26 protein-coding genes, 1 tRNA gene, 1 pseudogene and 1 other annotated feature are annotated in these 24,627 nt (G+C 36.0%); of the genes and pseudogenes, 16 read left to right on the top strand and 12 right to left on the bottom strand.

Translation table 11 applies throughout. From position 1 onward, the window contains the following. Nucleotides 1-102: 102 nt before the first annotated feature. Nucleotides 103-960 (bottom strand): MurR/RpiR family transcriptional regulator, encoded by an 858-nt coding sequence (locus G7059_RS02400; protein ID WP_166080502.1) that lies wholly within the window; start codon nt 958-960, stop codon nt 103-105. A gap of 157 nt (nt 961-1,117) precedes the next feature. On the opposite strand from G7059_RS02400, the gene G7059_RS02405 reads away from it, so the two are divergent. From G7059_RS02405 to G7059_RS10470, 6 genes are all read left to right on the top strand, one after another. Next, on the top strand, nt 1,118-1,714 hold the full coding sequence (locus G7059_RS02405) for a histidine phosphatase family protein (protein WP_166080503.1): 597 nt from the start codon (nt 1,118-1,120) through the stop codon (nt 1,712-1,714). Between the two features lie 133 nt (nt 1,715-1,847). Then, the gene (locus tag G7059_RS02410) at nt 1,848-3,230 is read left to right on the top strand and encodes a 6-phospho-beta-glucosidase (protein WP_166080504.1); all 1,383 of its coding nucleotides are present in this window, start codon (nt 1,848-1,850) and stop codon (nt 3,228-3,230) included. Between the two features lie 135 nt (nt 3,231-3,365). Next, complete coding sequence (locus G7059_RS02415) at nt 3,366-3,944, top strand: histidine phosphatase family protein (protein ID WP_166080505.1); 579 nt, start codon at nt 3,366-3,368, stop codon at nt 3,942-3,944. Between the two features lie 58 nt (nt 3,945-4,002). Continuing rightward, the gene (locus G7059_RS02420; protein WP_166080506.1) at nt 4,003-4,230 is read left to right on the top strand and encodes a hypothetical protein; all 228 of its coding nucleotides are present in this window, start codon (nt 4,003-4,005) and stop codon (nt 4,228-4,230) included. A gap of 139 nt (nt 4,231-4,369) precedes the next feature. Next, complete coding sequence (locus tag G7059_RS02425) at nt 4,370-4,939, top strand: sugar isomerase domain-containing protein (protein ID WP_240920527.1); 570 nt, start codon at nt 4,370-4,372, stop codon at nt 4,937-4,939. Next, nucleotides 4,900-5,073, top strand: coding sequence for a hypothetical protein (locus G7059_RS10470; protein WP_240920528.1), 174 nt, complete (start codon nt 4,900-4,902; stop codon nt 5,071-5,073). The genes G7059_RS02425 and G7059_RS10470 overlap by 40 nt, the downstream gene beginning before the upstream one ends. Before the next feature lie 57 nt (nt 5,074-5,130). Here the strand turns inward: G7059_RS10470 and G7059_RS02430 are convergent, their stop codons facing one another. From G7059_RS02430 to G7059_RS02470, 9 genes are all read right to left on the bottom strand, one after another. Continuing rightward, the gene (locus G7059_RS02430; protein WP_166080507.1) at nt 5,131-5,910 is read right to left on the bottom strand and encodes a MurR/RpiR family transcriptional regulator; all 780 of its coding nucleotides are present in this window, start codon (nt 5,908-5,910) and stop codon (nt 5,131-5,133) included. A gap of 13 nt (nt 5,911-5,923) precedes the next feature. Then, nucleotides 5,924-7,228, bottom strand: a complete 1,305-nt coding sequence (locus G7059_RS02435) for a PTS sugar transporter subunit IIC (protein ID WP_166080508.1) — start codon at nt 7,226-7,228, stop codon at nt 5,924-5,926. 236 nt (nt 7,229-7,464) lie between these two features. After that, nucleotides 7,465-8,826, bottom strand: coding sequence for a bifunctional UDP-sugar hydrolase/5'-nucleotidase (locus G7059_RS02440; RefSeq protein ID WP_166080509.1), 1,362 nt, complete (start codon nt 8,824-8,826; stop codon nt 7,465-7,467). Nucleotides 8,827-9,155: 329 nt separating this feature from the next. Further along, a complete protein-coding gene (locus G7059_RS02445; RefSeq protein ID WP_205700224.1) occupies nt 9,156-9,431 on the bottom strand; it encodes a type II toxin-antitoxin system RelE/ParE family toxin in 276 nt (91 codons plus the stop codon). Next, nucleotides 9,424-9,651, bottom strand: a complete 228-nt coding sequence (gene relB / locus G7059_RS02450; RefSeq protein ID WP_166080510.1) for a type II toxin-antitoxin system RelB family antitoxin — start codon at nt 9,649-9,651, stop codon at nt 9,424-9,426. The genes G7059_RS02445 and relB overlap by 8 nt, the downstream gene beginning before the upstream one ends. A 295-nt stretch (nt 9,652-9,946) precedes the next feature. Then, nucleotides 9,947-10,020 (bottom strand) — tRNA-Thr (locus G7059_RS02455). A 91-nt stretch (nt 10,021-10,111) separates the two neighbouring features. After that, nucleotides 10,112-10,585 (bottom strand): hypothetical protein, encoded by a 474-nt coding sequence (locus G7059_RS02460; protein ID WP_166080511.1) that lies wholly within the window; start codon nt 10,583-10,585, stop codon nt 10,112-10,114. Further along, nucleotides 10,585-11,364: a hypothetical protein gene (locus G7059_RS02465; RefSeq protein WP_166080512.1), complete on the bottom strand. Its 780-nt coding sequence runs from the start codon at nt 11,362-11,364 to the stop codon at nt 10,585-10,587. Before G7059_RS02465 ends, G7059_RS02460 begins: the two co-directional genes overlap by 1 nt. Nucleotides 11,365-11,373: 9 nt before the next feature. Beyond that, nucleotides 11,374-11,787 carry a LytTR family DNA-binding domain-containing protein gene (locus tag G7059_RS02470; RefSeq protein ID WP_166080513.1) on the bottom strand — a complete coding sequence of 138 codons (414 nt, stop codon included), beginning with the start codon at nt 11,785-11,787 and terminating at the stop codon, nt 11,374-11,376. A gap of 155 nt (nt 11,788-11,942) precedes the next feature. Here G7059_RS02470 and G7059_RS02475 point away from each other — a divergent pair, with 155 nt between their 5' ends. Further along, nucleotides 11,943-12,842 carry a sugar phosphate nucleotidyltransferase gene (locus G7059_RS02475; protein ID WP_166080515.1) on the top strand — a complete coding sequence of 300 codons (900 nt, stop codon included), beginning with the start codon at nt 11,943-11,945 and terminating at the stop codon, nt 12,840-12,842. A 34-nt stretch (nt 12,843-12,876) separates the two neighbouring features. Here G7059_RS02475 and G7059_RS02480 read toward each other — a convergent pair whose 3' ends face one another. Beyond that, nucleotides 12,877-13,722, bottom strand: coding sequence for an aldo/keto reductase (locus tag G7059_RS02480; protein ID WP_166080516.1), 846 nt, complete (start codon nt 13,720-13,722; stop codon nt 12,877-12,879). Between the two features lie 58 nt (nt 13,723-13,780). Next, nucleotides 13,781-14,926 (bottom strand): TraB/GumN family protein, encoded by a 1,146-nt coding sequence (locus tag G7059_RS02485; protein ID WP_166080517.1) that lies wholly within the window; start codon nt 14,924-14,926, stop codon nt 13,781-13,783. A 179-nt stretch (nt 14,927-15,105) separates the two neighbouring features. Between G7059_RS02485 and G7059_RS02490 the strand changes: the two genes are divergently transcribed. The 9 genes and pseudogenes from G7059_RS02490 (at nt 15,106) to G7059_RS02530 (ending at nt 24,615) form a co-directional block, all read left to right on the top strand. Then, nucleotides 15,106-15,765: a GntR family transcriptional regulator gene (locus tag G7059_RS02490; protein WP_166080518.1), complete on the top strand. Its 660-nt coding sequence runs from the start codon at nt 15,106-15,108 to the stop codon at nt 15,763-15,765. A gap of 13 nt (nt 15,766-15,778) precedes the next feature. Then, nucleotides 15,779-15,955 carry a hypothetical protein gene (locus G7059_RS02495; protein WP_166080519.1) on the top strand — a complete coding sequence of 59 codons (177 nt, stop codon included), beginning with the start codon at nt 15,779-15,781 and terminating at the stop codon, nt 15,953-15,955. Nucleotides 15,956-16,202: 247 nt separating this feature from the next. Beyond that, nucleotides 16,203-17,630 (top strand): PTS sugar transporter subunit IIC, encoded by a 1,428-nt coding sequence (locus G7059_RS02500; RefSeq protein WP_166080520.1) that lies wholly within the window; start codon nt 16,203-16,205, stop codon nt 17,628-17,630. A gap of 71 nt (nt 17,631-17,701) precedes the next feature. Further along, complete coding sequence (locus G7059_RS02505) at nt 17,702-17,929, top strand: hypothetical protein (RefSeq protein WP_166080521.1); 228 nt, start codon at nt 17,702-17,704, stop codon at nt 17,927-17,929. A gap of 193 nt (nt 17,930-18,122) precedes the next feature. Then, a complete protein-coding gene (locus G7059_RS02510; protein ID WP_166080522.1) occupies nt 18,123-18,584 on the top strand; it encodes a GNAT family N-acetyltransferase in 462 nt (153 codons plus the stop codon). Nucleotides 18,585-18,666: 82 nt separating this feature from the next. Further along, nucleotides 18,667-18,781, top strand: a sequence feature (ribosomal protein L10 leader region). Between the two features lie 40 nt (nt 18,782-18,821). After that, nucleotides 18,822-19,436, top strand: coding sequence for a 50S ribosomal protein L10 (gene rplJ / locus G7059_RS02515; RefSeq protein WP_166080523.1), 615 nt, complete (start codon nt 18,822-18,824; stop codon nt 19,434-19,436). Nucleotides 19,437-19,456: 20 nt separating this feature from the next. Continuing rightward, nucleotides 19,457-19,828: a 50S ribosomal protein L7/L12 gene (gene rplL, locus G7059_RS02520; protein ID WP_166080524.1), complete on the top strand. Its 372-nt coding sequence runs from the start codon at nt 19,457-19,459 to the stop codon at nt 19,826-19,828. A gap of 107 nt (nt 19,829-19,935) precedes the next feature. Beyond that, complete coding sequence (locus G7059_RS02525; protein WP_240920529.1) at nt 19,936-20,439, top strand: class I SAM-dependent methyltransferase; 504 nt, start codon at nt 19,936-19,938, stop codon at nt 20,437-20,439. Between the two features lie 97 nt (nt 20,440-20,536). Beyond that, nucleotides 20,537-24,615, top strand: a pseudogene (locus G7059_RS02530) (DNA-directed RNA polymerase subunit beta). The last annotated feature ends 12 nt before the right edge of the window (nt 24,616-24,627 follow it).

Genomic DNA, 24,627 nt, shown 5'->3' on the forward strand with positions numbered 1-24,627 from the left:
AGCTACTAATACACTTAAGCGATTGATATTTTTGTGTATAAGTTAACAAAAACTAAGTACTCTTAACAATTGCTTGTTAGAAAGGTACTTAGTCTGATTTAATTATTGAATATTATTTTTCTCTGCATCGTCTCGTTCTGAATAAAGGATTGCTTCATTCTTTTCATAGTTAAGACTAAACATCGTAGCATAGAGACAATCTAAGATATAATTCATTGCCGTTCGAGAAGCAAAATGTCCGAGTTTATGAACTCTTTGTTCTCCAGTATCAAGTACAATTTGATAATCTACTTGATTTAGATATGGAGATAACGGGTTTAAGCAGATCATAACTGTCGGAGTATTCAAACGCTTCTCTGTCTCTACCCAGTTTTTTACATAATGACTATTACCAAAACTTGTAATGATGAGGGCTACTTCTTTATCAGAACGTTTAACTTGTGGTAACGAGTGGTATCCAGTTATCGGTTCAATGATAACCACATAACCTAATCTCTTGATTCGATAATAGAAATCTAAAGCCACAACCATTGAGGGCCCAGTAGCAAGAATTGTAATGACATCAGCATCTTCTAAAACTTTCGCAACTTCTTCTAAAGAGTCAATATCAAGAACTGTATGAGCGTCTGTTAGAGTCTGTAGGTATAAATTTAAGAAGGTAGTTGATATCTCTTTTGGTGGTGTATTGGGGCCAATAGGCATATCTACTTCAACCCGTTTATCGCTTACCAAAAAAGTGTTAATTTCTGAAGCAAGACGTATTTTAAAATCAGAGAATCCTTTGAAGTCAAGTTTCTGACAGAAACGAACAATTGATGAGTTTGAAACATAGTTTAAGTTTGCGAACTCATCGATATTCATATCAATCACTTCACGTGGTCGATCAAGGACAAACTGAGCAATCATTTTTTCTGAATCGGAAAGACTGTCGATTGTTCGAAGCTTATTAAATAGAAGCATAGTATCACCTCATTAATTATATCATAGGCACATGTTTAAGATGGAACTAAATTCACAAATAATAACGTATATTTTGAAATAACGGAACTCATTTTCAAACTAAAGGATATAAGGGTAAAAAACATTGGGAATTGCTACAATAAAAAAAGGAGGGATTATGAAAACATTATATTTGATGAGACATGGTCAAACACTGTTTAACCAGAAAGAATTAATCCAAGGTGCTTGTGATTCACCACTAACGGATCGAGGAATTAAACAAGCAGAAAGAGCAGCTGATATCATTGATACTCTCGATATCAAGTTTGCGTATTGTTCTACAGCGGAGAGGGCTTCCGATACACTCGAGATTGTTACCAGAAATAAAATGCCTTATGAAAGACATAAGGAATTGAAGGAAAGAAATTTCGCTATCTTTGAAGGTGAAAGTGAAAAGCTTCATCCTCAGTGGGAGAACGGATTAGATGATATCTATCCTCTCTTTGGAGGAGAGTCATCTTTAGATGTGAGTGCCAGAGTCATGGCTAAATGTAAAGAGATCATGATGCAGAAAGAACACGACAAGGTTCTGATTGTATCTCATGCTGGAGCTATATCATGTTTCTTACGTGAAGTTATTGGAATAGAGGCAGTAAGTGAACTGCGTAAAACCAATAGTTTTGATAACTGCAGTATTGTTAAATTGAAGTTTGACAGCAGTGAAAACAGTTTCGATTTTGAAACAATAATAAAACCAGATTTCACTGGAATTTAACGAGTGTTGGAAATCATTTCCGTAATTTTCTGTTATAAATAAAGATAACGGAAACATGTTTTTTGTTTCACCCAAATTATTGTGAGGCATTATTAAAAGATATAAGATTAGAGGTAGAAAGGGAGTATATAAAATGAGTTCAATTAAAATAGTAACAATTGGTGGAGGTAGTAGTTATACACCAGAACTGATTGAGGGATTTATTAAGCGACAACATGAATTAGATATTCGTGAATTATGGTTAGTTGATATTGAGGATGGAAAAGAAAAACTAGAAATCGTTGGAGAAATGGCAAAACGTATGGTTAAGGCAGCTGGTCTTGACTGGGATATCCATTTAACTCTTGATCGACGTGAAGCACTTAAAGATGCAGACTACGTTACAACACAATTCCGTGTTGGATTACTTGATGCACGTATTCGTGACGAACGTATTCCATTAAGCTATGGTATGACAGGTCAAGAAACAAACGGTGCTGGTGGTATCTTTAAGGCATTCCGTACAATTCCTGTAATTTTAGGAATCATCGAAGATATGAAAGAATTATGTCCAGATGCATGGTTGGTAAACTTTACAAACCCAGCAGGTATGGTAACAGAAGCAGCTATTAAAGTTGGTGGATGGGCTAAGACTGTTGGACTATGTAACGTTCCAATTGGTTCATTTAAGTCAAACCACATTGCAATGGGATATGAAGAAGATAGTACAAAACTATTCCACAAATATGCTGGTTTAAACCACTTCCACTGGCATAGAGTTTGGGAACCAAATGGTAAAGAAGTTACAGCAGAACTTATCGAGCGTATCTATAACCCAGAACGCCAATTGGATAAAGATATAAGTGATATGAAGAATATTCACCAATCACCATTCCAATACGAACAAGTTCGACACTTAGGAATGTTGCCATGTGGCTACCACCGTTATTACTACATTACAGAGCAAATGCTTAACGAACAATTAGAAGCCTATAAGAAACATGAAACACGTGCAGAAACTGTAAAACGTACAGAAGCAGAACTCTTTGAATTGTATAAAGACCCAGCTCTTGATTACAAACCAGAGCAACTTACAAAACGTGGTGGTACACACTACTCTGATGCAGCATGTGAATTAATTGCATCAATCCATAATGATAAACGTACAGAAATGGTTGTATCAACACAAAATAATGGTGCAATTTCAGACTTACCTTATGATTCAATCATTGAGGTAACAAGTGTAATTACAGGACACGGTCCAGAACCACATAACTGGGGTAGTTTCAAACCAGCAGCACGTGGTATGTTGCAACTTATGAAGGGTATGGAAGAAACAGTTATTGAAGCAGCAGTTACAGGTAACTATGACGCAGCACTTCATGCCTTCACAATTAATCCATTAATTACAAGTGGTGACACAGCTAAAGAAATGCTTAATGTTATGCTTGTAGCAAACAAAGATTACTTACCACAATTTAAAGATAAGATTGCTGAGCTTGAAAAAGCAGGCGTTACTTTCCAAAAAGATTGGTAAGATAAAAGATACACAAATAACTACAGTCCTCTTATAGAAATTATAGGAGGGCTGTTTTACTCTATAAAGTAGCTACTTGAAAACAACTGTAGATGCGATATTATGTATCTAGCTGATAATGAGGGAAGGTATATTATGACGAAAATATTATATTTAATGCGACATGGACAAACACTATTTAATGCTCGAGGAAAAATACAGGGTGCCTGCGATTCACCTTTAACAGAACTTGGAATACAACAAGCGCAACATGCAGCACGATTCTTTGATACTATAACGATTGATAAAGCGTACTCATCAACATCTGAACGTGCTTCCGATACTTTGGAACTGGTGACACGTAATGCTATGGAGTATAAGCGTTTGAAAGGTATCAAAGAATTTGACCATGGAACCTTTGAGGGAGAAAGTGAAGATCTAAATCCCCGAACACGTGAAGGATATGAAACTTTCTATTTACCATATGGTGGTGAGTCATCAGCAATGGTTAGAGAACGTATGATGAAGACATTAACAGATATAATGGAAGAGAGTTCAAATACCGTTTTGGTAGTATCCCATGGAGGCGCAATAATGAACTTCCTCATTCAACTTGAAGGCACACAAGATGTAACTGAAGGTGGAAAAATTGGAAACTGTGCAATTCTTAAGCTTGAATATAAAGATAGAGAATTCACTTTTAAAGAACTCATTAACCTTGAAGATATAGAATAATAAAATAGAAGCCATAAAGTGTCCATTACTCTTGTTATCATTCAGATGGGTGATAGAGATGGAATATATTCATAATAGATACAATGCAAGAGTAAAAGTAGATGATAATGGTAAAAAGCATATTTATAAATATGGATTAGTCTTTAGGAACTTTAATGAACTCCTTAAGTTCGAACAAGAATACAAGAGAAGGAAAAGCAAGGTGTCTTTTAACTTAGATTCCTTTTCCAGAAATAGTGCATCGGGAGATGTTGATTTTTGGTTACGTGCCAAAGGTGAGTATTAAGCGCCATGCCTAGTGCTCGAGAGCAAGATTACAAGTCTTGCTCTTTTTGTATATACATAAATATATCTTATGTTTGTATAAGTAAGTCTAAATTTACTTAAATCAAACCATGATATACTAGAAATAAGGAGGAAGTATAATGACAAACAAAGTCTTTCCATATGTTAAAGAATTACTTATTGATCTTGAATCTACGCAAACAGATGCTATAAATGAAATTGCTAAAGCAGTTGTAGATAGTTTTAAAAATAATGGTATATTACTTGCTTATGGCGCAGGTCATTCAGTAGCTGGAGCACTCGAACTAACACATAGAGCAGGTGGATTTATCCCTTCTAGAAATCTAAAAGAACCCTCAGCAGGGATGTACGAATCTGTAGAAGGTCCAGGAACAGTATTCGCTAAACGATGCGATATCAGAGAAAATGACATATTATTTATTATTTCCAATTCAGGTAGAAATCCTTTAGGGATAGATATAGCACTAGAAGCTAAAAATAAGGGTGCTAAGATAGTGGCAGTGACATCCTTGGAAATGTCGAAGGAGGTTAGTTCCAAACATAGTAGTGGCAAAAGATTGTTTGAAGTCGCTGATTATGTATTAGATAATAAAGTCGTATCAGGAGATGCTTCCATTGAAGTTGAGGGTATGAGTATAAAGTTTGTGGTATGTCGACGATTACGACGTCAATTCTACTTCAGGCAGTAACTTATGAAGCTGCAAGACTTCTAGTAGAACAAGGAATTGAACCAGAAATCTATCGTTCACAAAACGAAGATGGTGGTAGAGAATATAATGAAGCACTTGAAGCGAAGTATGACGATCGCTTATCAAGAATGTAATAATTTATATAATAGTAAAACACCCCACGTATCAAATTGATACGTGGGGTGTTCTGCTTACTTACTAATTTTCAAGTATTCTGAGTAGAGTAAGTCAATCATTAATAGTTGAGAATAGAGATTATATGATCTCAAGTCATCGTTAACATGCATGTTGGAAGTAAATATTGATAAGTCAGAAAGTTCTGAAATAATACTTCTCTCATATTTAGTAATTGATACTGTTGTAATCCCTCTATCTTTTGCAGCAAGCATAACTCGGTGTACATCCTGCGAATTACCTGAGTTTGAGATGCCGATGAACAGCGCTGTTTTAGGGGCGTTTGACACCATTTCTAAACCAGTGTCGCGTTCATTAATTACAACGATAGGTCTACCTATATATGTCCAACGCAGTGCAATACTTTCTACTGCCATTTTCGAGAAGCCAATTCCAAAGACATAGACAATCGTAGCTCGATTGATTCTTTGTGCTACTTCTCTTAAAACTTTAGTTTGATCCTGATTGTAAGTGACTTTAAGATTGGAAATAATCTCATCTAAGTATGATTTTTCAGAGCTAGTCGACTTTTCTTGTTCTGTTTGCTTATGTAAGATTCGGTGATAATCTGTAGATAGACTAAGTTTAAATGTTTTATAGTCAGGAACCCCAATACGCTTACAAAAACGAGAAATAGCAGTAGGGCTAACATTAACATTCTCAGCAAGTTCGTGAATGCTCATGTTCGTTACTAATTCTATATTTTCTAATATATAGTGTGCAATCATCTTTTCGTTCTTTGTATAATCGATTGATGGATTACGAAGCTGCTCTATTACACCGAATTTATTTAGCATGATGTCTCCTGTCTTATTCTATACCATTAACAATATCAAAAGTTTCGCTATTTGTCAGCTGTTCTTCTGCAAGCATTTTTTTATCATAAGCTTTTACGAATGGCCAGTAAATAAGAAGTGATATTGCAAAGTTGATGAGTACAAGGACAATTCCACGCCAATCCCCACCTGTTGAGATAAATGCTTTGATAGGTGCAGGGATTGCGAAAGGAGCAACAACACTAACTTTAGCAACCAATTCAAATTTCATTGCGATATAAGTAATTGTAGTGGTAATAGCTGGTCCTAAAATGAAAGGAATTGCCAAGAGTGGGTTGACTACAATAGGTGCTCCAAAGATAATCGGTTCGTTAATATTGAAAATACCAGGAACAATTGATAGTTTTCCAATTTCTTTTAAGTAACTTGATTTAGCGAATAGGAATAGGATACATAGAGCGAGTGTCCCACCTGATCCACCAATCCATACAAATAAATCAAAGAATCCTTCGGTTCCAATGTTTGGCGCAACTTGTCCGTTTGCGACAGCGGTGATGTTTTGTTCGAGTAATACTAACCAAATTGGTCGAATGACTGATCCAATAACAGAAACACCGTGAATACCGGCAGACCATAGAATAGTAATAAGTAATACAGGAATAATTACTCCAAGATACGTGTTACCGGCGATGGCTACTAGTGGAGAGAATAATCCCATTAAGACTTCGTTTACGTTAATTTTTAGAATTGCTGAAACAAACCAAACGACAGTAATTACAATCATACCTGGAATAATGGCTTCGAATGAACGAGATACTGCTGGTGGAACTTGTTCAGGCATACGAATTGTTATGTTGTGAGTTTTACAGAAACGTAATACTTCTACAGAAAATATCATACAGAGTATCGCTGTAAACATCCCAGAACCACCTAGGTAAGTCATAGGAATAACAAAACCTAAAGATGATCCTGTTGCTTCACTTGTTGCGATTTGAGGCAACACAGTCATTAAGAATGCTCCAAGAGAGATAACTCCACCCGAAGTACGGTCAAGACCATAAGACTTAGCTAATATACTACCCATTCCATATGAAGCGTATATTGCCATCATACCGACAGTTATTCGATATGGGAACATAAGCTCTGTAGATATCGGTGCAATTAATGATTTCCATGCTGGAATAGGGAATTGTACCAATAATACAAAGAAACTACCAATCATAATCATTGGCATTGTAGAGATGATACCATCACGCACAGCTTGTAAGTGGCGTAATTCAGCAAGTTTTGTAAGTGGTGGCAAAAGCTTGCGTTCTATTATTTCTAATACTTTATCCATTTCTTTCCTCCTGAAGAGATTGTGAAAACCCTTCCACAACGATTCTAACAAGAACAATCTTAATTTTCAATACTTTATTTCATAAATATTATAAAATATTGAAATAAAGTTTCAAAAGAAAACTAAATTGCAACACTATATTTTCGCAAAATCATGCTTTACAAGAGGACATAACGTCTTTGTTTAAGAAAAAACATCTCTTAAGCTTGAGATGTTTTTGAAAGACATTTTCAGTTTTAAATAATTCTATTTATCGTGCATGATTTATAAATATTATGATTCAATAGGTGTTTTTCCACAATATCGCGGATAAAAGGTGAGTAGAATGTCGCTTCTTCTTCGCTAACTTTCATACTAGGGTAACCACTTCCTCTTTGTAGGTAATCATCTGTGATTATTGTGTAAGTTTCTGTATCGACAAGCTCGATTCCGTTTATTAGTATTAACTGATTTGTGATATCAATACTAAAGTTATGGCTGAAACCGAGAACACCGAGAGTTGTTCCTCTGAATCCGGCACCTTTTCCATCTTGGTGTATATGCTTCTCATCAAATGACTGATGTATTGCTTCTCGAATTGCTTGTCCGGATATTTCATATAAGGTAGGGTTTAGTTTTGATGGCAAAGTTTGAAGTAATGATTTCTTTGATACAGGTAATTCTAAGTTACTACTAGCAATTCCTGCGTGCATTATAGCGAAATCACAAGGGTATTCATGTAAAAGTGCATCACAAATAAAGTTTATAAACTCGCTTTCGGTATAAGGGGCAAAGCTTAACTCTCTTATCGCAGGTAAGGGCAGTGATAGAATGCGATCAGTATGCACAGTAATCTTATCGAAAAGAATATCAAACTCCTTATTTTCTTGGTAAGTTAAATCAATTTGAACATTCTCAATAATTGAGATACGGTCATCGTTAACGTCGAGAACAATTTTACCAATCTTCTCTCCTCTTCCTGATTGAGAGTACTTACCTTTAGATTCTACACTGTGCGAATGTCCGCCTAAACAAAGATCGATTTCAGGAATATTTTTGAGTAATTCTTTATCGATATTAATGCCACTGTGAGATAAGAATATGCAAAAATCATAGTTTCCTTTATTCGCTTCAATTTCTTGCTTGAGATAGGGAATAGGGTCGTGTGATTTGATGTTCCCCATATTAAAGAACAGATTGTATGCATCGTGCTTTAATGTTTCAGAGTAATAGGGTGAAGCGCCGATAATTAAGAATCTTTTACAAGCTTTTTCCAAAATTACTGATGGAAAAATGCCTGATATTTTCTCATTATCGTTTGTAGTAATGTTTGAAGACAATAGTGGGATAGGTGATAAGCTAAGAGTTTGCAGTCTTTCCAATCCTAAATCTATCTCATTGTTACCAAGACTCATAGCGTCAAGTTGGCAATCTTCAAATATTTTCATAGCTGAAATACCACCATCTGCTTGGACTACTGCACTCGATAAATCAGTAAAATCACCACTATCAAAGTAGAAATCATTAGGTGTCTTATTCTGTTTAATATACCCATGAATGTGTTTCATATTCACGAAATTACTGTGGATATCATTAGTGTGGTAAATAGTAATATTCATGTTGTGCTCCTTAATATAGAACAACAGTATCACAAAAGTATGAAAATATGGATAAGATTTGATCAAGAGCGTACAAAACGAATGCAGAAATGATGTTAGAGATAATGCTTCTACAAATAGAAATGTTTCGATTTCGGATGTCACATTGTCTTTCAACTGCCGAATTGAAGATATCTAACCTCAATTAGTCAATCAATTGAGTAATACTATGAAACAATCAGACCTAACAACATAACAAAAGTGAACTTAGCAATATATATACCGATAAGTTCACTTCACATTCTATTTATTTAATCTGTCCAATTGACAAGGTCCACGTCGCTGATATGTTATTTTTTGTATTTATCTTTACGATGCCCTACTTCTAAAGCAAGGATAATCAACTCATTATCTTGGATATGGACAATAATACGATAATCTCCATATCGATAGCGCCACAAGCCTTTCAGGTTACCAACCAAAGCTTTCCCAAATTGTCGTGGGTTCACTGAACTATCCAAGTCTAGCATCAGTTTATTTAACAATATAACTTGCTGTTTCTTGTCAATTTTATTTATTGATTTTTCGAATCCTTTTGAAAAAACAACACGATACATACTACTCATTTTCAATTTTTTCTAGTAAGTCTGCTATTGGCATAGGTTTTTCACCGCTTGTAAGATATTCCTTATAGGCTCTCTCTCCAACTTGATAGTCATATTCGTCTTCGATTTTCTCAATCATCGATTTCTTAATAAAATCGCTAATTGTCATACCATTAAACTTTGCGTACTCTTGTATCAGTTTTTTTTCTTTTTCCGTAGTTCGGATAGTTATTGTACTCATGGTATCACCTCTTGAAATCATTGTAACACGTTTGTGTTACATCATCAAGTGCATATCTAATGATTTATCAATATTTGAAATACCTTTAGATATATGAAGAGTTATCAATGTATTCCTTTGTATTCTTAGCTAGATTGATAAGATAAAGAAGAGACTTTTTGTTCATAAAATTATTTTTTGAGTTCATTATCATAGGATCAAGTATTAAGGATATTCCAATTAACATTGCGATATTATACAAAAAAGCACCCGTTAAGTGCGAAATTCACTCACAGGTGCTTTGAATGTCTACATATGGTGCCGCCACCGAGAATCGAACTCGGAACTGAGCATTACCATTGCTCTATTTTGCCATTGAACTATGGCGGCATGCATGACTATAATACTTAATTACGATGAAAAAAGCAACTATTCAAAGGAATGAGTTGCTTAATTTATTTGAATAGCTCTAATGCCAGTGTTAATTACTGGTTTCTGCTTTGCTTTTGCTTATATCAAGATACGTGACTGCATATAAATAACTAACTATGCATACCACATAAGAAGGGAATTGAAGGTATAGTGTTAAATCCATTAATATTGGATTGTAAGCAGGAGTGTTCGCATTAAAAATACCACCATTTGCTAGAGAATGTAAACTAAAGAATAAGAAAGCTAGATGACATATTAGAAATAAAAGAAGCGATATAAAGCTAAGCATTAGATATTTCCGCTTCTTACCACTGTAAAATTCATGCTTTAAGAAAAGTAAAACTACTACGACTAAAACTAACATTGCAAACAGTAACTGTCTTTTGTAATCAAGAAAGTGATACATGCTATATTTCCAAGAACCATCAGCTGCATCAAATCCAATATCCCATGATATGAAATACCAAATAGGGAAAATTGAAAAAAGTAGAATAGGTAGTATTAGTGACTTGATTTTTTTCATTAATTAGCACTCCTCTCATAAGTTAAACTCGAAGTTTGAATGCGTAATACTCTCCCAAGACTTGTTTCATCACTTGGAATGATGTAATCGAGAGTTTGAGTGTCGTTTGGTTCAAGCGTAATATATAGCTCACTATAGTTCGTAGGTAGTAGCAACTGCTCGCCAAGAAAAATACTCAATGGTTTAAAAGGGGTAATTGCTTGATTCTTTTTGCTAAGGTTTGTTACCGTTACATTAATATTAGAAGTTATTGATGGTGGTCTATTGATAGTTAAAAGTAAAGTGTCATCAATCACAAAAGTCCTATCTTTAGTCAAGACAATATTATTGTGGAAATAATAGTTGTTTTCGAAGGTTTTTATATCCTCGTTCCCTGTGTCAATTAACCATGGATATGCAAATAAAGCTTGAATACTATGTGATTCACCTAAATCCGGGTTTATAGATTCTAATGCTTTTTGAATATCTTTATAGATCACATTACCGAAGGGATTAATACAGGTGTTATCAGTATCGTTAAGGTCAGCAGCGCAGTAATTGGTATAAGCAAATGCACTGTAGGAATAATCGAAATAAACAAGCATAACAGTACTACTTACGAATATGATGCTTGAAATAATAAAGAAACTAGCAACACTTAGGGTCTTTCTTTGCTTACCTCCTTTTAAAGCTGTTAAAGCTTGTTTTGCGAGGTCTTTCCTATAAAGGTAGTAGATGTATGCAAAGATGATAAACAAGGCAATTAAGCCTATTAATGTAATTGTAAATGTAAGTTTCATACACTCTCCTTATAAGCCAATTGCTTCTTTAAACTGGTAGTAGTACGTTCGATTTACATCAAGCCAACGATTATGAATGTGTAAGGAATACTTCATATTCAATCGAACTTTAATATCTTGAATGTGCTCAATGTTTATTAAGGTAGATTTGTTGATACGAATCAGTGGTAAGGTCTCCATAGACTGGAGGTTCTGTGAGCTTGTATAGCTTGAGTTCTCAGTAAATACTGTATTTACACCGTTAATTGTTTCAACGACATACACACTAGCTAAGGGTAAATATTGCAGATTGTACCCATCACTAACACGGATGCGTGAATTGTTTTCATATAAAATGTAGTCGCCTGTATCCACAATCACCGCATTTTTAATTTCAGAAGCTATTTTTTCTTTATTCAGATTACTCGCTACTTGTATCTTCATAAGGCACCTCACTTACACTATAAGTCAATTTTAACAGAAAGTACGTAAAAGTAGCCATCTTACATGGAACAGTACTTATGTTGCACTATTTCTCATAACAATAATGAGATTAGTCTTTGATTATGGTACAATACTATTGATTCTAGGAGGATACTATGAAAGACTTAACACTTGTAATATTAGCTGCCGGAATGGGAAGCCGTTATGGTGGATTAAAACAAATAGATAAATTTGGTAAAAACGGAGAAGCAATCATTGATTTCTCAATCTATGATGCAATCCAAGCAGGATTTAAGAAATTAGTATTAATTATTAGAAAAGAACATGAAGAAATATTTGAAGAAGCTCTCGTAGCAAAAATTCGTCCATACATTGAGGTGGAGTATGCTTTCCAAAGCATTGATGATGTACCTGAATGGTTTGCAGGCGTTGAAGGAAGAGAAAAACCATGGGGAACAACTCATGCTTTACTTTCAGCACGTAAACATGTTGATGGACCTTTTGTAATCATTAATGCTGATGATTACTACGGAAAAGAGTCATTTGTAGAGATGGCACGATTCTTACAAGAAGATGTTAGCGACACAGAAAATTCAATGATGGGTTATATTGTTGATAATACAATCACAGACAACGGAACTGTTACACGTGGTGTTTGCCAAACAGAAGCTGGATATCTTGTTGATATCGTGGAAATGGATGGTATTAAGCGTACTGAAGCAGGTGTTGTTGGTGGACCAGAAGGTGCATTAATTCCTGATGGAACTCAAGTATCAATGAACTTCTGGGGATTCACTCCAGCGATCTTTGATTTAATGCAAGAAAAATTCGAACGTTTCTTAAAAGAAGATGTAGCAGCAAACCCAATGAAATCAGAAGCACTTTTACCAAATGATGTAGGATCTTTAATTCATGATGGTAAAATTAAGGTTCAAGTATTAAGTACACCTGATCGTTGGTTTGGAGTTACTTATCAAGAAGATAAACCTCAAGTACTTAAACAATTTGAAACATTCCAATCAGACGGAACATATCCAGAAAAACTTTGGAAATAAAAAATACGGGAGCGCATCCCGTATTTCTTTTTGCTTAAAATTGTTTTGTGTCTGGATCTGGAGCTTCACCTGATTGACCATGTAAAGCATCGATGCGTTCAATATCACTTGATGTTAAATCAAAGTCGAAGATATCAAAGTTCTCTTGAATACGATGTGTGGTTACTGATTTAGGTAATGGCAAGAAACCATGGTGAAGTGACCATCTTAACACAACTTGTGCCACTGATTTATTATAGACACTCGCGATTTCTTTGAGACTCTCTATCTCAAATATCTTACCTGTTCCTAAAGGACTGTATGCTTCTGTTAAGATATCATGTTTGTTATTGTATTCGACAACATCTTTTTGCATATCACTAGGATTTAGATAAATTTGATTAACCATTGGTTTAATCTTTGCTGTCTTGAAGAGTTCATCCAGATGGTGTGGTAAGAAGTTAGATACACCAATACTCTTAACTTTTCCTTGTTCGTATGCTTCTTCCATTGCTCGCCAAGTTTCTGCATTGGCATGAGCCCAATTATCACGATAATCAATTGGATTTGGCCAGTGAATAAGGTAAAGATCGACATAATCGAGGCCGAGTTTTTCTAGAGAAACATCTAGAGCAACTTTAGCTTTTTCATAAGTATGCTCGGTATTCCAAAGTTTAGTTGTTACAAAGATTTCTTCACGTGGAATACCACTTTCTTTTATTGCCTCACCGACACTCTCTTCATTCTTGTATACTGCAGCAGTGTCAATATGACGATATCCTGCTTTCAATGCATCAAGAACTGCGCTTTTTGCAATGTCTCCACTTGGTGATTGCCATGTTCCAAATCCTACAACAGGAATCTCTAGTCCATTATTTAAAGTGTATGTTTCGTTTTTCATAAGAAACCTCCCTTAGTCTCATTGTATCAAATTTAGGCAATGATAACGATTACAACGATTAAAACCTAAAGAAATTCTTGATGATTGAACCACCTGCAATAAATGTTCCAAGTGAACTTAAGAGATTTGTTACTAAAAGAACTAGGACAATGCGCAACACTTTATTCTTAAACCACATCTTTGGTGACGTTGCATCGTGTGCCAAAGTATCAAAGTCTTTATATGAGGGTGGTCGTTGATATGCTTCCATCAATCCCGCAAAGAATCCAACTGCTAGGAAAGGGCTAAGAACGCCAATAGGAGCGCTTAAGAATGTTGCGAGAATCGTAAATGGATGAGCGCCAATCAAGAGTGCACCAAAAGCTGATAATGATGAACTAAGCCCCATCCACACTAGAAACTGTTGAAGTCCAACATTGGGGTTCTTTAGGCTAAGCGCAATTAGTAAAGCGATAATTGTTCCTGGAATAATCCAACCACCTATGGTGAACTTCTTTTTCTCTGGAACAGTTTGAAGTTCATAAAGAGAGTAAGACTCATCAAGTGCTTCAATTATTCCATCGGTATGAGCTGCTCCAATTACAATCACTATCGTATCTCCAGGAGTATTCTTGATTTTTTCTGACATATAATAGTTTCGTTCATGAAGAAGACGTAAAGAAACATCGGGTAGTGATTCATCCATCTCTTTAATTGCTTCATAGAGAAGGTCGCTGTTTTTCAGGTTCTCAATCTCTTCACCGTCGACTTCTTCTTTAGTGAATAAGCCTGCAAGAAGTGTTGCAGCTAGATTAATCTTCTTCCAAAATGAAAGGTTTCGCCATATTCTTTGAAAGGTAACTTGGATATCGCGATCAATATAGTAAACGGATGCACCAACGTCTTTAGCACTTTCAATTGCTTGCAACATTTCGTCCCCTGGATTGGTATCGAGTTCACTAGCGATTCTTTTCTGATAAGAACTTAAGATAAGATTGGCTACAAACGAGCCAACTTTTTTACTTTTAATTATTGCTTTTATATCTACATCTTCTTGTTTATCACGGTTTTGAAGTGCGTAGGCACGATTGTCATCAAGCTCAATACATACTGCATCTGGATGTACTTCCTCAATGACAGATTTCACTTCATCAATCGACTGCTTAGATACGTGTGCAGTTGAGATAAAATGAAGTGTTTTATTGTTGTAATTAAGTGTTTTCATAGTAATTTACCTCGTGACTATCATACCAAAAATCAATGCTTAAAAGTATCACTTGAGAAAATATCGGACAAATTTGAAATGATTTTAATGAAATGATATTTTGATTTCTTTGCAAAAAGTTGAAGATGTGGTATGTTATGAATGTTATTTTAGAGTATTATATAGACAAGGTGATGAAAATGAGTGTTCCATTATATCAATATATAAAAGAACAGTTAATCGAAATCATACAAGATCAAGCAGCGAACACTCCTGTGCAAAGTGAAAGAAACCTAGCAATGGAATTCAGAGCAAGTCGAATGACAGTACGTCGTGCGATTAATGAACTTGTTGATGAAGGTTATCTTTATCGTGATGCAAACAAAGGGACATTTGTATCTGATCAGAGTTTACTTAAACGTAATACACTAGTAAATAGTGATACATATTCATATAAGACATTATACTTTGATGTTAAGATTAACACAGAAAACCCAATGCGAAAGAAATTAAATGCTCGTGCTGATGAAGCGGTTATCCATTTGTTTAGAACAATAAAAGAAGATGAACTTCCAATCGGTGTTGAGGAAATCTACATTAAGCGTAGTGAACTATCGGATGCTGATTTTGCGAATGTCTCTAAAACTAAGAAAGTAATGGATCTTCTTGGGACAGGAACTTCTCACTATACATTTACTCCTGAACTCGTTCCTGCGAAGTATGCAAGTTTACTAGCGTTAAGAATCGGTACACCAATCATAGTAACGGAATGTTTGATTAATACGATTCAAGGAAGACCCTTGGCGTATTTAAGAACTTACAACAACCCTGAGAATCGGGTTATAGAAATCACATCATAATAGGGAGGGTATTATGTCAAAATGGAATTTAAGCTTTATTAGTATCGGTTGCTTACTCATACTTGTTTCAAATAATCTTGAAGATGGTAGAAACTTAATGATTATTGGATTATTTATTGCGGGATTTGCAGGATATCGATTCTTTAGAGAAGTAAGAGAAGAGAATAAAAAGCAAAAATCAAAGAAATAAGATACAGAAACCACGGAAAACCGTGGTTTTTTCTTGCTCCAATTATGTGAAATTCACATTTTTATGAATGAGTGGTATAGTCCATATATAGCGTAAAGAGTGCGTATTATTGATGTCGATAGAAGTGTGGTCTAAAGAAAATAAAAAGAAAGCCTTTACATTATGTGAATGCTTACGTATAATACAAGTATGGTATATACCTACTTTATACAGGGTATATCGGGTCTAAGACCAAGAGGAGGAAAATATGGAAGGGTTAATTCAATTCTTCGAGGACAAACTTGTCCCTATTGCAGCTAAAATTGGTAATCAACGCCACTTAGTAGCAATCCGTGATGCGTTTGCAGCATTAATGCCGCTTGTTATGGCTGGAGCGATTGCGTTATTACTAAATAACGTTGTGTTTAGCTCAGGAAGCTTGCTAGCAGATATGATTGCTCGTATTACTGGTAGCGAACTTGCAGCGATTTCAGGTTCTGGATTCTTCAAGTTCACAAGTACATACATCTCACCAATCTTAGGTGCTATGGATGCAGGTACTCTGTCAATTGTTGGTTTAGGTTTAGCATTTACAATTGCTTACCTACGCGGAATCGCAGAAAACCAAGATGCATTAATTACTGGTCTAATTTCAACAGGTTCATTTATTATTTTGGGGGCTCTATCACGTGCTAACTTAACAGTTGCTGGATGGGTAGGGAATTACATTGGATCACAAGGTGTGTTCGTAGCACTTCTTGTTGGATTGATTGCTCCTGCTATATATTTCGCTATTGTTAATAAAGACTGGACTATTAAAATGCCAGATACAGTTCCAACAGCAGTTGCACGTGGATTTACAGGTATCATCCCAGGTATGATTACACTATTCTTCTTTGCATTCGTTAAGTTCGTTGTAGCTTACGCAATGAGAGAAATCATTGTCAATCCAGGGGCAGCATTTATCGGAATGTTTGGGGAAGAAGCAATCGGTAATGTATCTATCTTCATGATCTTTGAAGCATACATTTCAGCTCCATTCTTGAACTTCTCACAAGGACCACTATTAATTGTTATTATTTCAACATTAATTCCATTACTATGGTTCTTCGGATTACACGGTGCTAACATGCTTGCAGCAGTTATGAGTCCAATCTACGGACAACTTGGTAACCACAACTTAGACTTATTCAAAAACGGTGTTACAGAAGCAAGTGCTACACCACTTGACTCAAATACATTAGCTTACTGGGTAAGTGGATCATGGGATGCATATGTATTCCACGGTGGATCAGGTGCTACATTATCATTAATCGCAGCAATTCTGTTATTCTCAAAAGTTCGTGATCAACGCGAAGTTGCACGCTTGAGTTTAGCTCCAGGTATCTTTATGATTAACGAACCAATTCTATTTGGTGTTCCAATCGTATTGAACCCAATCTACATTATTCCATTTGTATTAAACCAACCAATTCTTGCTATGATTGCTTACTATGCAACAAGATTAGGAATTGCTGGACCAATTGTTAACTCAGTGCCTTGGACAACACCTCCAGTGTTGAACGCATTATTAGCTACAAACTTCAGCCTCGGTTCAGGTTTAATTGCACTTCTAAACTTAGGTATTGCCTTTGTAATTTACTTACCATTCGTATTTGTTGCTAACCGCGCAAATGCAACGGATGAAATTGCTTAATTAGTATTCAAGTAGTAAATAGGTAAGGTCAGATACTTGACCTTACCTGTATTTTTAAGGAGGTAGTAGAAATGATAGTTGTATCGTGCCCACTCAAGAAAGACTATATAGTTGAACTAATCGATGGATATAGTGAAGAGGGAATAGAATTTAAACATGAGAAAACTGAAGGGATAAAAATGTACTTCTCAATTAATGATGAAGAACGTATTGACCGTGGGGTTAGACTTGTTAAAGATCGCATTAAAGCATCAGAACTCGGAAAAGCTTTATTCTTTAACGTAGACAAGACAAAATAATTTTAAAGCAAGATTAGGGCTTGCTTTTTTTTATGTTCGGATTAGTTTTCTTAATGCATATATATAAGGATAAACACTGACATAATATTTTGGCAGCTCTGAATAGAGATAGTAAGAATTCAAATATCATTTACTTAAATCAGAAATATCAATATAATTACATTGAAATAAATAAGCTTTCGGAGGCAACAAAATGAGTCGTCAACATACCATTACTTTGCAAGAAATCAACGAAGAGAACTTCAAAGCCGTCATTAATCTAGAGGTTGCGAACTCTCAAAAGCAATACGTGTCATCAAACGTTAAGAGCCTAGCAGAATGCTACATATACCGTAACAATGGAGACGTGTTCCCGTTTGCGCTTGTATTAGGGAAGGATGTTGTTGGATTTGCGTTATTAGATGTAGATGATGAAGATGGTGATGTTCAGATATGGCGCATAATGATTGGCGAGCAACACCAAAACAAAGGATATGGACGACAAGCATTACACTTGCTTCACCAGTGGGCAATAAATCATACAAACCTTGAATACTTGAGTATTGACTATATACCGGGCAATGAGCAAGCTAAATACCTCTATGAATCCTATGGCTTCAAAGAGACGAAAATCAATGAACACGGCGAAGTTGTTATGATGCTAAAAATACGATAATATTGATTAATAAATAGATGACTTGAGTATCGTATAGAATTAAGCGAAAAATGCTTGACATTACTATAATAACTGGTAAAATATTCATGTTATCAATATACCAAAGACAGCAACGGCGTTTAGCTTAATCATGTTGCCGAGGTAAAAGTATAAAACTTTTAAACCCGTGTCTTTGATGTGGGTTTTTGTACGTTTAAGGTATACTGATGCCAAGCGATTCGAATGGAGGTGAATCATTTGCGTAACGAAGTCTTAGAAAATAAGAAAGCAGTTGTTGCAGAGATTCAAGATAAGGTTAAAAATTCAGCATCAACAGTTGTAGTTGAATATCACGGATTAAATGTTGGACAAATCACAACATTACGTCGTGAACTTCGTAAAGAAGGCATTGAGTTCAAAGTTTACAAGAACAAAATGTTCCAACGTGCTGTTGAAGGTACAGAATTTGAAGATCTAAAATCTGAATTAGTGGGTCCTAATGCTGTAGCATTTGGTTCTGACGCTGTTGCACCAAGTCGTGTACTTGCACAATTTGCGAAAAAGAACAAAAAGCTCATCCTTAAGGCAGGGATTGTTGATGGTAAACTTGTCAATGCTGACGAGATTAAAGAACTATCTTCATTACCAAACCACGATGGCATGATTGCTATGTTACTTGGAATGTTCCAATCACCAATTAGAAGCTTTGCATATGCAGTGTCACAAGTTGCAGAACAAAGAGCAGCTAATGGTGAAGTGGTAGAAGAAGTAGCAGCAGCTGCAGAAGAAGCAGCACCAGCTGAAGCTGAAACAGTAGAAGAAGCACCAGCAGAAGAAGTTGCAGAAGCAACAGAAGAAACAACAGAAGCTTAATAATTAGGAGGAAATTTACAATGGCTAAATTAACATCAGAAGAATTAATCGCTTCCCTAAAGGAAATGACAATTCTTGAATTAAATGAATTAGTAAAAGCAATCGAAGAAGAGTTCGGCGTTAGCGCAGCAGCACCAGTTGCAGTTGCAGCAGCAGCAGACACAGAAGAAGCAGAAGGACCAAGCGAAGTTTCAGTAATCTTGAAAGAAATCAGCGGTTCAAAAGTTGGAGTTATCAAAGCATTACGTGATATCACTGGCTTAGGAATGATGGAAGCTAAAGCACTTGTTGACGGTGCACCAACAGCAATCAAAGAAAACATCAAACCTGCAGAAGCTGAAGAAATCAAAGCTAAGCTTATCGAAGCTGGCGCAGTTGTTGAAGTTAAATAATTTAACAATTGATTGGAAGAGCTGTGAGTCATTACTTTACAGACAATTCAAACCTAAAGACAAACCGGAAAGAAATTCCTTTCCGGTTTTTAGGCTATGAATATGTTATGACATCTGATGATGGTGTCTTTTCAAAAGAAGGTCTCGATCGTGGGACAGAAGCATTATTGAAAGTTCTTGTTAGCGAAGAACTGGGTACTAATATTTGTGATGTTGGTTGTGGTATTGGAGTGATTGGGGTTATCCTATCACAATACTTTGAAAGCAGCTTTGCTGGTATCGATGTTAACCCAAGAGCACTTGAACTCGCGAAGATTAATTATAAACGCAATAATGTTAAAGGTGATCTTTATCTACAAGATGGACTAACGAAAGATATGAAGTTTGATACTATCGTTACTAATCCGCCCATCCGTGTTGGTAAAGAAAAAGTCTATGAACTTTTTGATCAAATCTATGAGGCATTAGAAATAGGGGGACGCTTCTATTTTGTAATGAGAAAATCTCATGGTGCAAAAAGTGCAGAAGCAAAATGCATTGAGTCTTTTGGCAACTGTAAACTCTTAAAAAAGGACAAAGGGTTCTATATTTACGTAGTTTTCAAACATTGACAAATTGACGAAATGATGATAACATATTAAATTGCATAATAGTGGGTTTATGCGCGCTTTTTTAGTTGTAAAAGAAGTACAGGAAAGGATGGCATAAATGGGAAAAAACCAAGTTTATGAAGTGAAAAAATTTGGTAATAAAGCGACTCGACGTGACTATTCACAAGTAAGTAGTCAACTCGAATTACCGAATTTGGTTGAAATTCAAACGGAAGCGTATGAATGGTTCAAAAAGAAGGTCTAGATGAGGTCTTCAATGAAATCTATCCTATCCAGAGTTATAATGAAAACATTAAAGTTAAGTTTTTATCTTATTCCTTTGGAGAGCCAAAATATGATGTTGAAGAAAGTCGTTCACGTGAAGCAAACTATGCAGCGCCGCTTCGTGCAAAGATGCGACTTGAAGTAGTCAACAAACAAACCGGTGAAGTTATCGAAAAAGAGGAAGAAGTTTTCCTAGGTGACTTACCACTTATGACTGATAATGGTACATTCATTATTAATGGTGCGGAACGTGTAATTGTTTCGCAAATTGTACGTTCTCCAGGAGCGTATTTTAAGTCTGAAACAGACGATAAGACTGGTCGCGATACTTACACATCAGAATTAATTCCAAGCCGTGGTACATGGTTAGAATTCATGAGTGATGATCGTAAAGCTGCCAACGGCCGAGTATTGAACATGAAGGTTGACCGTAAACGTACAATCGTTTCAACAATCTTATTTAAAGCATTCGGTTTAAGTCTTGATTTATTAGATGGTGAAGATGCTTTCGAAGTAGGTCCATTTAAAACATTCTTACGAGCATTGAACTTACCGGTTCATGAAGAATGGGAAGAACTTGAAAGTGAACGCCGTGAATTCCTAACAATTTATGCATTATTGTATACAGCATTATTTGGTAACTATCCAGAAATCGTGGATACTCTTGCTTTAGATAAAACTGTAACTTTTGAAGATTCATTAAGAGCAATGTATGAAAACCAACGTGCGGATGAAATTCCTACAACCGATGGTGCAATTAGCTTAATGAATGCGAAATTCCTTGATCCTCGTCGCTACGATTTGAACAAGGCTGGCCGCTATAAACTCCATAAAAAATTAGAAATTTTCAATCGTATTAAAGATACATACTTATTAGAAGACTTAGTAGATATTAATGGCAATGTTATCTTTGAAAAAGGATTCCATGTAACACGCCGTGATGATGTTTACAAAGTTCGTGATGTATTACGCCAAGGTGGATACATGAATGTATTCCCAATCCGTAATATTTTTGCAGCACCTGATCAAGAAAAAGTTCTTGTTGATGGAAATGTTGCGCTTGTAGGACGTATTCTTGCGAAATCAATCGATAGCGATGCTTTCGAATACAGTCGCGGAACCGTTCTTACAGAGTCTGATGTGAAAACATTAGCAGGACATGAAATCACAGTTTATACAGGTATTATGGCTAAAGCTGTAAAACTTACAAAAGATAATATCTTCCCAGTATTAAACTATGGTTCACGTCTCTATACATTTGGTCGTTTACAAAATGCTCAAGGTGAAGACATCATGAATGGTGATAGCCGTATTTTTGAAGCATATACACCAAATACACAAGCACCAAAACTTACAAAAGCTAATGAAAAAATTATTATTGATTCATTAGACCAAGACTTAACATTATGGTTAGTAGGAGCTGCTGTTCAAGAAATCTTTGTTTCAACAACAGAAGAACTCGACTCACCTGTTAAGATTGTAGGTATTGATCCACTACTTAACCGCATAACGATTGTTGCAAGTGATGTATACGGAATGTATTCATACTTCTTGAACTTTATTGATGGTGTTGGTAACGAAGATGACATTGACCAATTAGGTAACCGTCGTATTCGTACAGTAGGGGAACTTATTCAAAATCAATTCCGTATCGGTTTAAGCCGTATGGAACGTGTTGTTCGTGAACGTATGTCGATTTCTTCAGACGTTGCAAACTTAACACCAAAAAATCTTACAAACGTTCGTCCATTAACTGCAATGGTTAAAGAGTTCTTCTCTTCATCCCAATTGTCACAATTCATGGACCAATTAAACCCGCTTGCTGAGCTTACAAACAAACGTCGTATTTCAGCTCTAGGACCTGGTGGATTAACACGTGATCGTGCTGGATTTGAAGTACGTGACGTTCACTCATCTCACTACGGTCGTATCTGTCCTATCGAAACACCTGAAGGACCAAACATCGGTCTTATCTCAAACCTTACATCATATGGTCGTTTAGATCCTTATGGATTCATCCAAACACCATACCGTATCGTTAAAAAAGGTGGTATCGTTACTGAAGAAATCGTATATCTTTCAGCTGATGATGAAATCGAATACGTTATTGCTCAAGCTAACGAAATTGTTGATGGAGTTCTTGCTAACGAAGAAGTTGTTGTTCGTTACCAAGGAGAAAACATTCTTGCAAAACGTGATACTGTCGAACTTGTTGACGTTTCACCAAAACAAATTGTTTCTGTTGCTACTGCAGCAATTCCATTCTTAGAAAACGACGATGCTTCCCGTGCCCTCATGGGTGCCAACATGCAACGTCAAGCTGTTCCACTCTTAATTCCTAATTCACCATATGTTGGTACTGGTATTGAGCACCGTGTCGCAACTGACTCAGGTTCTGCTGTTATCAGTAAGGACGAAGGTATTGTTTCCTACGTTGATGCTAATAAAGTTATTGTTAATAACGTTGATGGCAACACACGTACATACTCAATGCAAAAATTCCGTCGTTCAAACCAAGGTATGTGTATTAACCAACGTCCTATCGTTAATTTAGGAGAACATGTATATAAAGGTGATGTATTGGCTGATGGTCCTTCCATGCAAAATGGAGAACTTGCTTTAGGTCAAAACGTTACTGTTGCCTTCATGACATGGAACGGTTATAACTACGAGGATGCAATCATCATGAGTGAGCGCCTTGTAAAAGAAGATGTTTATACATCAATTCATATTGAAGAATACACATTAGAAGTTCGTGAAACAAAACTAGGACCTGAAGAGATTACTCGTGATATTCCTAACGTCAGTGAAGTAGCAAGCCGTCATCTTGATGCACGTGGTATTGTTATGATTGGTGCTGAAGTTAAAGAAGGCGATATCTTAGTTGGTAAAGTTACTCCTAAAGGTCAAAGTGAAATTTCACCTGAAGAAAAATTACTCTTAGCAATCTTTGGTGAGAAATCACGTGAAGTACGTGACAACTCATTGAAAGTTCCACATGGTGGTTCTGGTATTGTTCAAGATATTCGTATTTTCCGTCGTGAAGATGGACATGATTTACCTCCAGGAGTTAGCGAAACTGTTAAAGTTTATATCGTCCAAAAACGTAAAATTCACGAAGGTGATAAGATGGCTGGACGTCACGGTAACAAAGGGGTTATCTCACGTATCCTTCCAGTAGAAGATATGCCATATATGGAAGATGGTACACCAGTAGACATTATGCTTAACCCATTAGGGGTTCCTAGCCGTATGAACATTGGACAAATCTTAGAAATCCACTTAGGTATTGCTGCTAAAAACTTAAATGTTAAGTTTGCAACAAGTGTCTTTGATGGTATTGAAACAGATGAGCTCTTCAAGATTATGGAAGAAGGAAATGTTTCACAAGATGGTAAGATGGTACTTTATGATGGACGTACAGGAGAGCGTTATGATGAACGTATTTCTGTAGGTGTTATGTACATGCTGAAACTATCACACATGATTGATGATAAACTTCACGCTCGTGCAACTGGACCTTACTCACTTGTTACACAACAACCACTTGGTGGTAAAGCACAAAATGGTGGACAAAGATTTGGTGAGATGGAAGTTTGGGCTCTCTATGCTTATGGAGCAGCACATACACTTCAAGAGATTATGACTATTAAGTCTGATGACGTTAACGGTCGTACTCGTACTTATGCAGCAATTCAAAATGGTCAAGATATCCCAGAACCTGGTATGCCAGAGTCCTTCCGAGTCTTGAAACATGAATTACAAGCATTAGCACTCGATGTTAAATTCTTAGATGAAAACAATGAAGAAATTAGTCAAGTCGTAACTGAGGAGCAGGATGAAAATCAACCTGCAACTCACTACGGCAATGATGTAACTGAACTTGAAACAGTAGTAATAGATGAAGCTTAAGGAGGCTGATAT

Source organism: Erysipelothrix sp. HDW6A, assembly GCF_011400295.1.
In the GTDB taxonomy this organism is placed as follows: Bacteria; Bacillota_I; Bacilli_A; order Erysipelotrichales; family Erysipelotrichaceae; genus Erysipelothrix.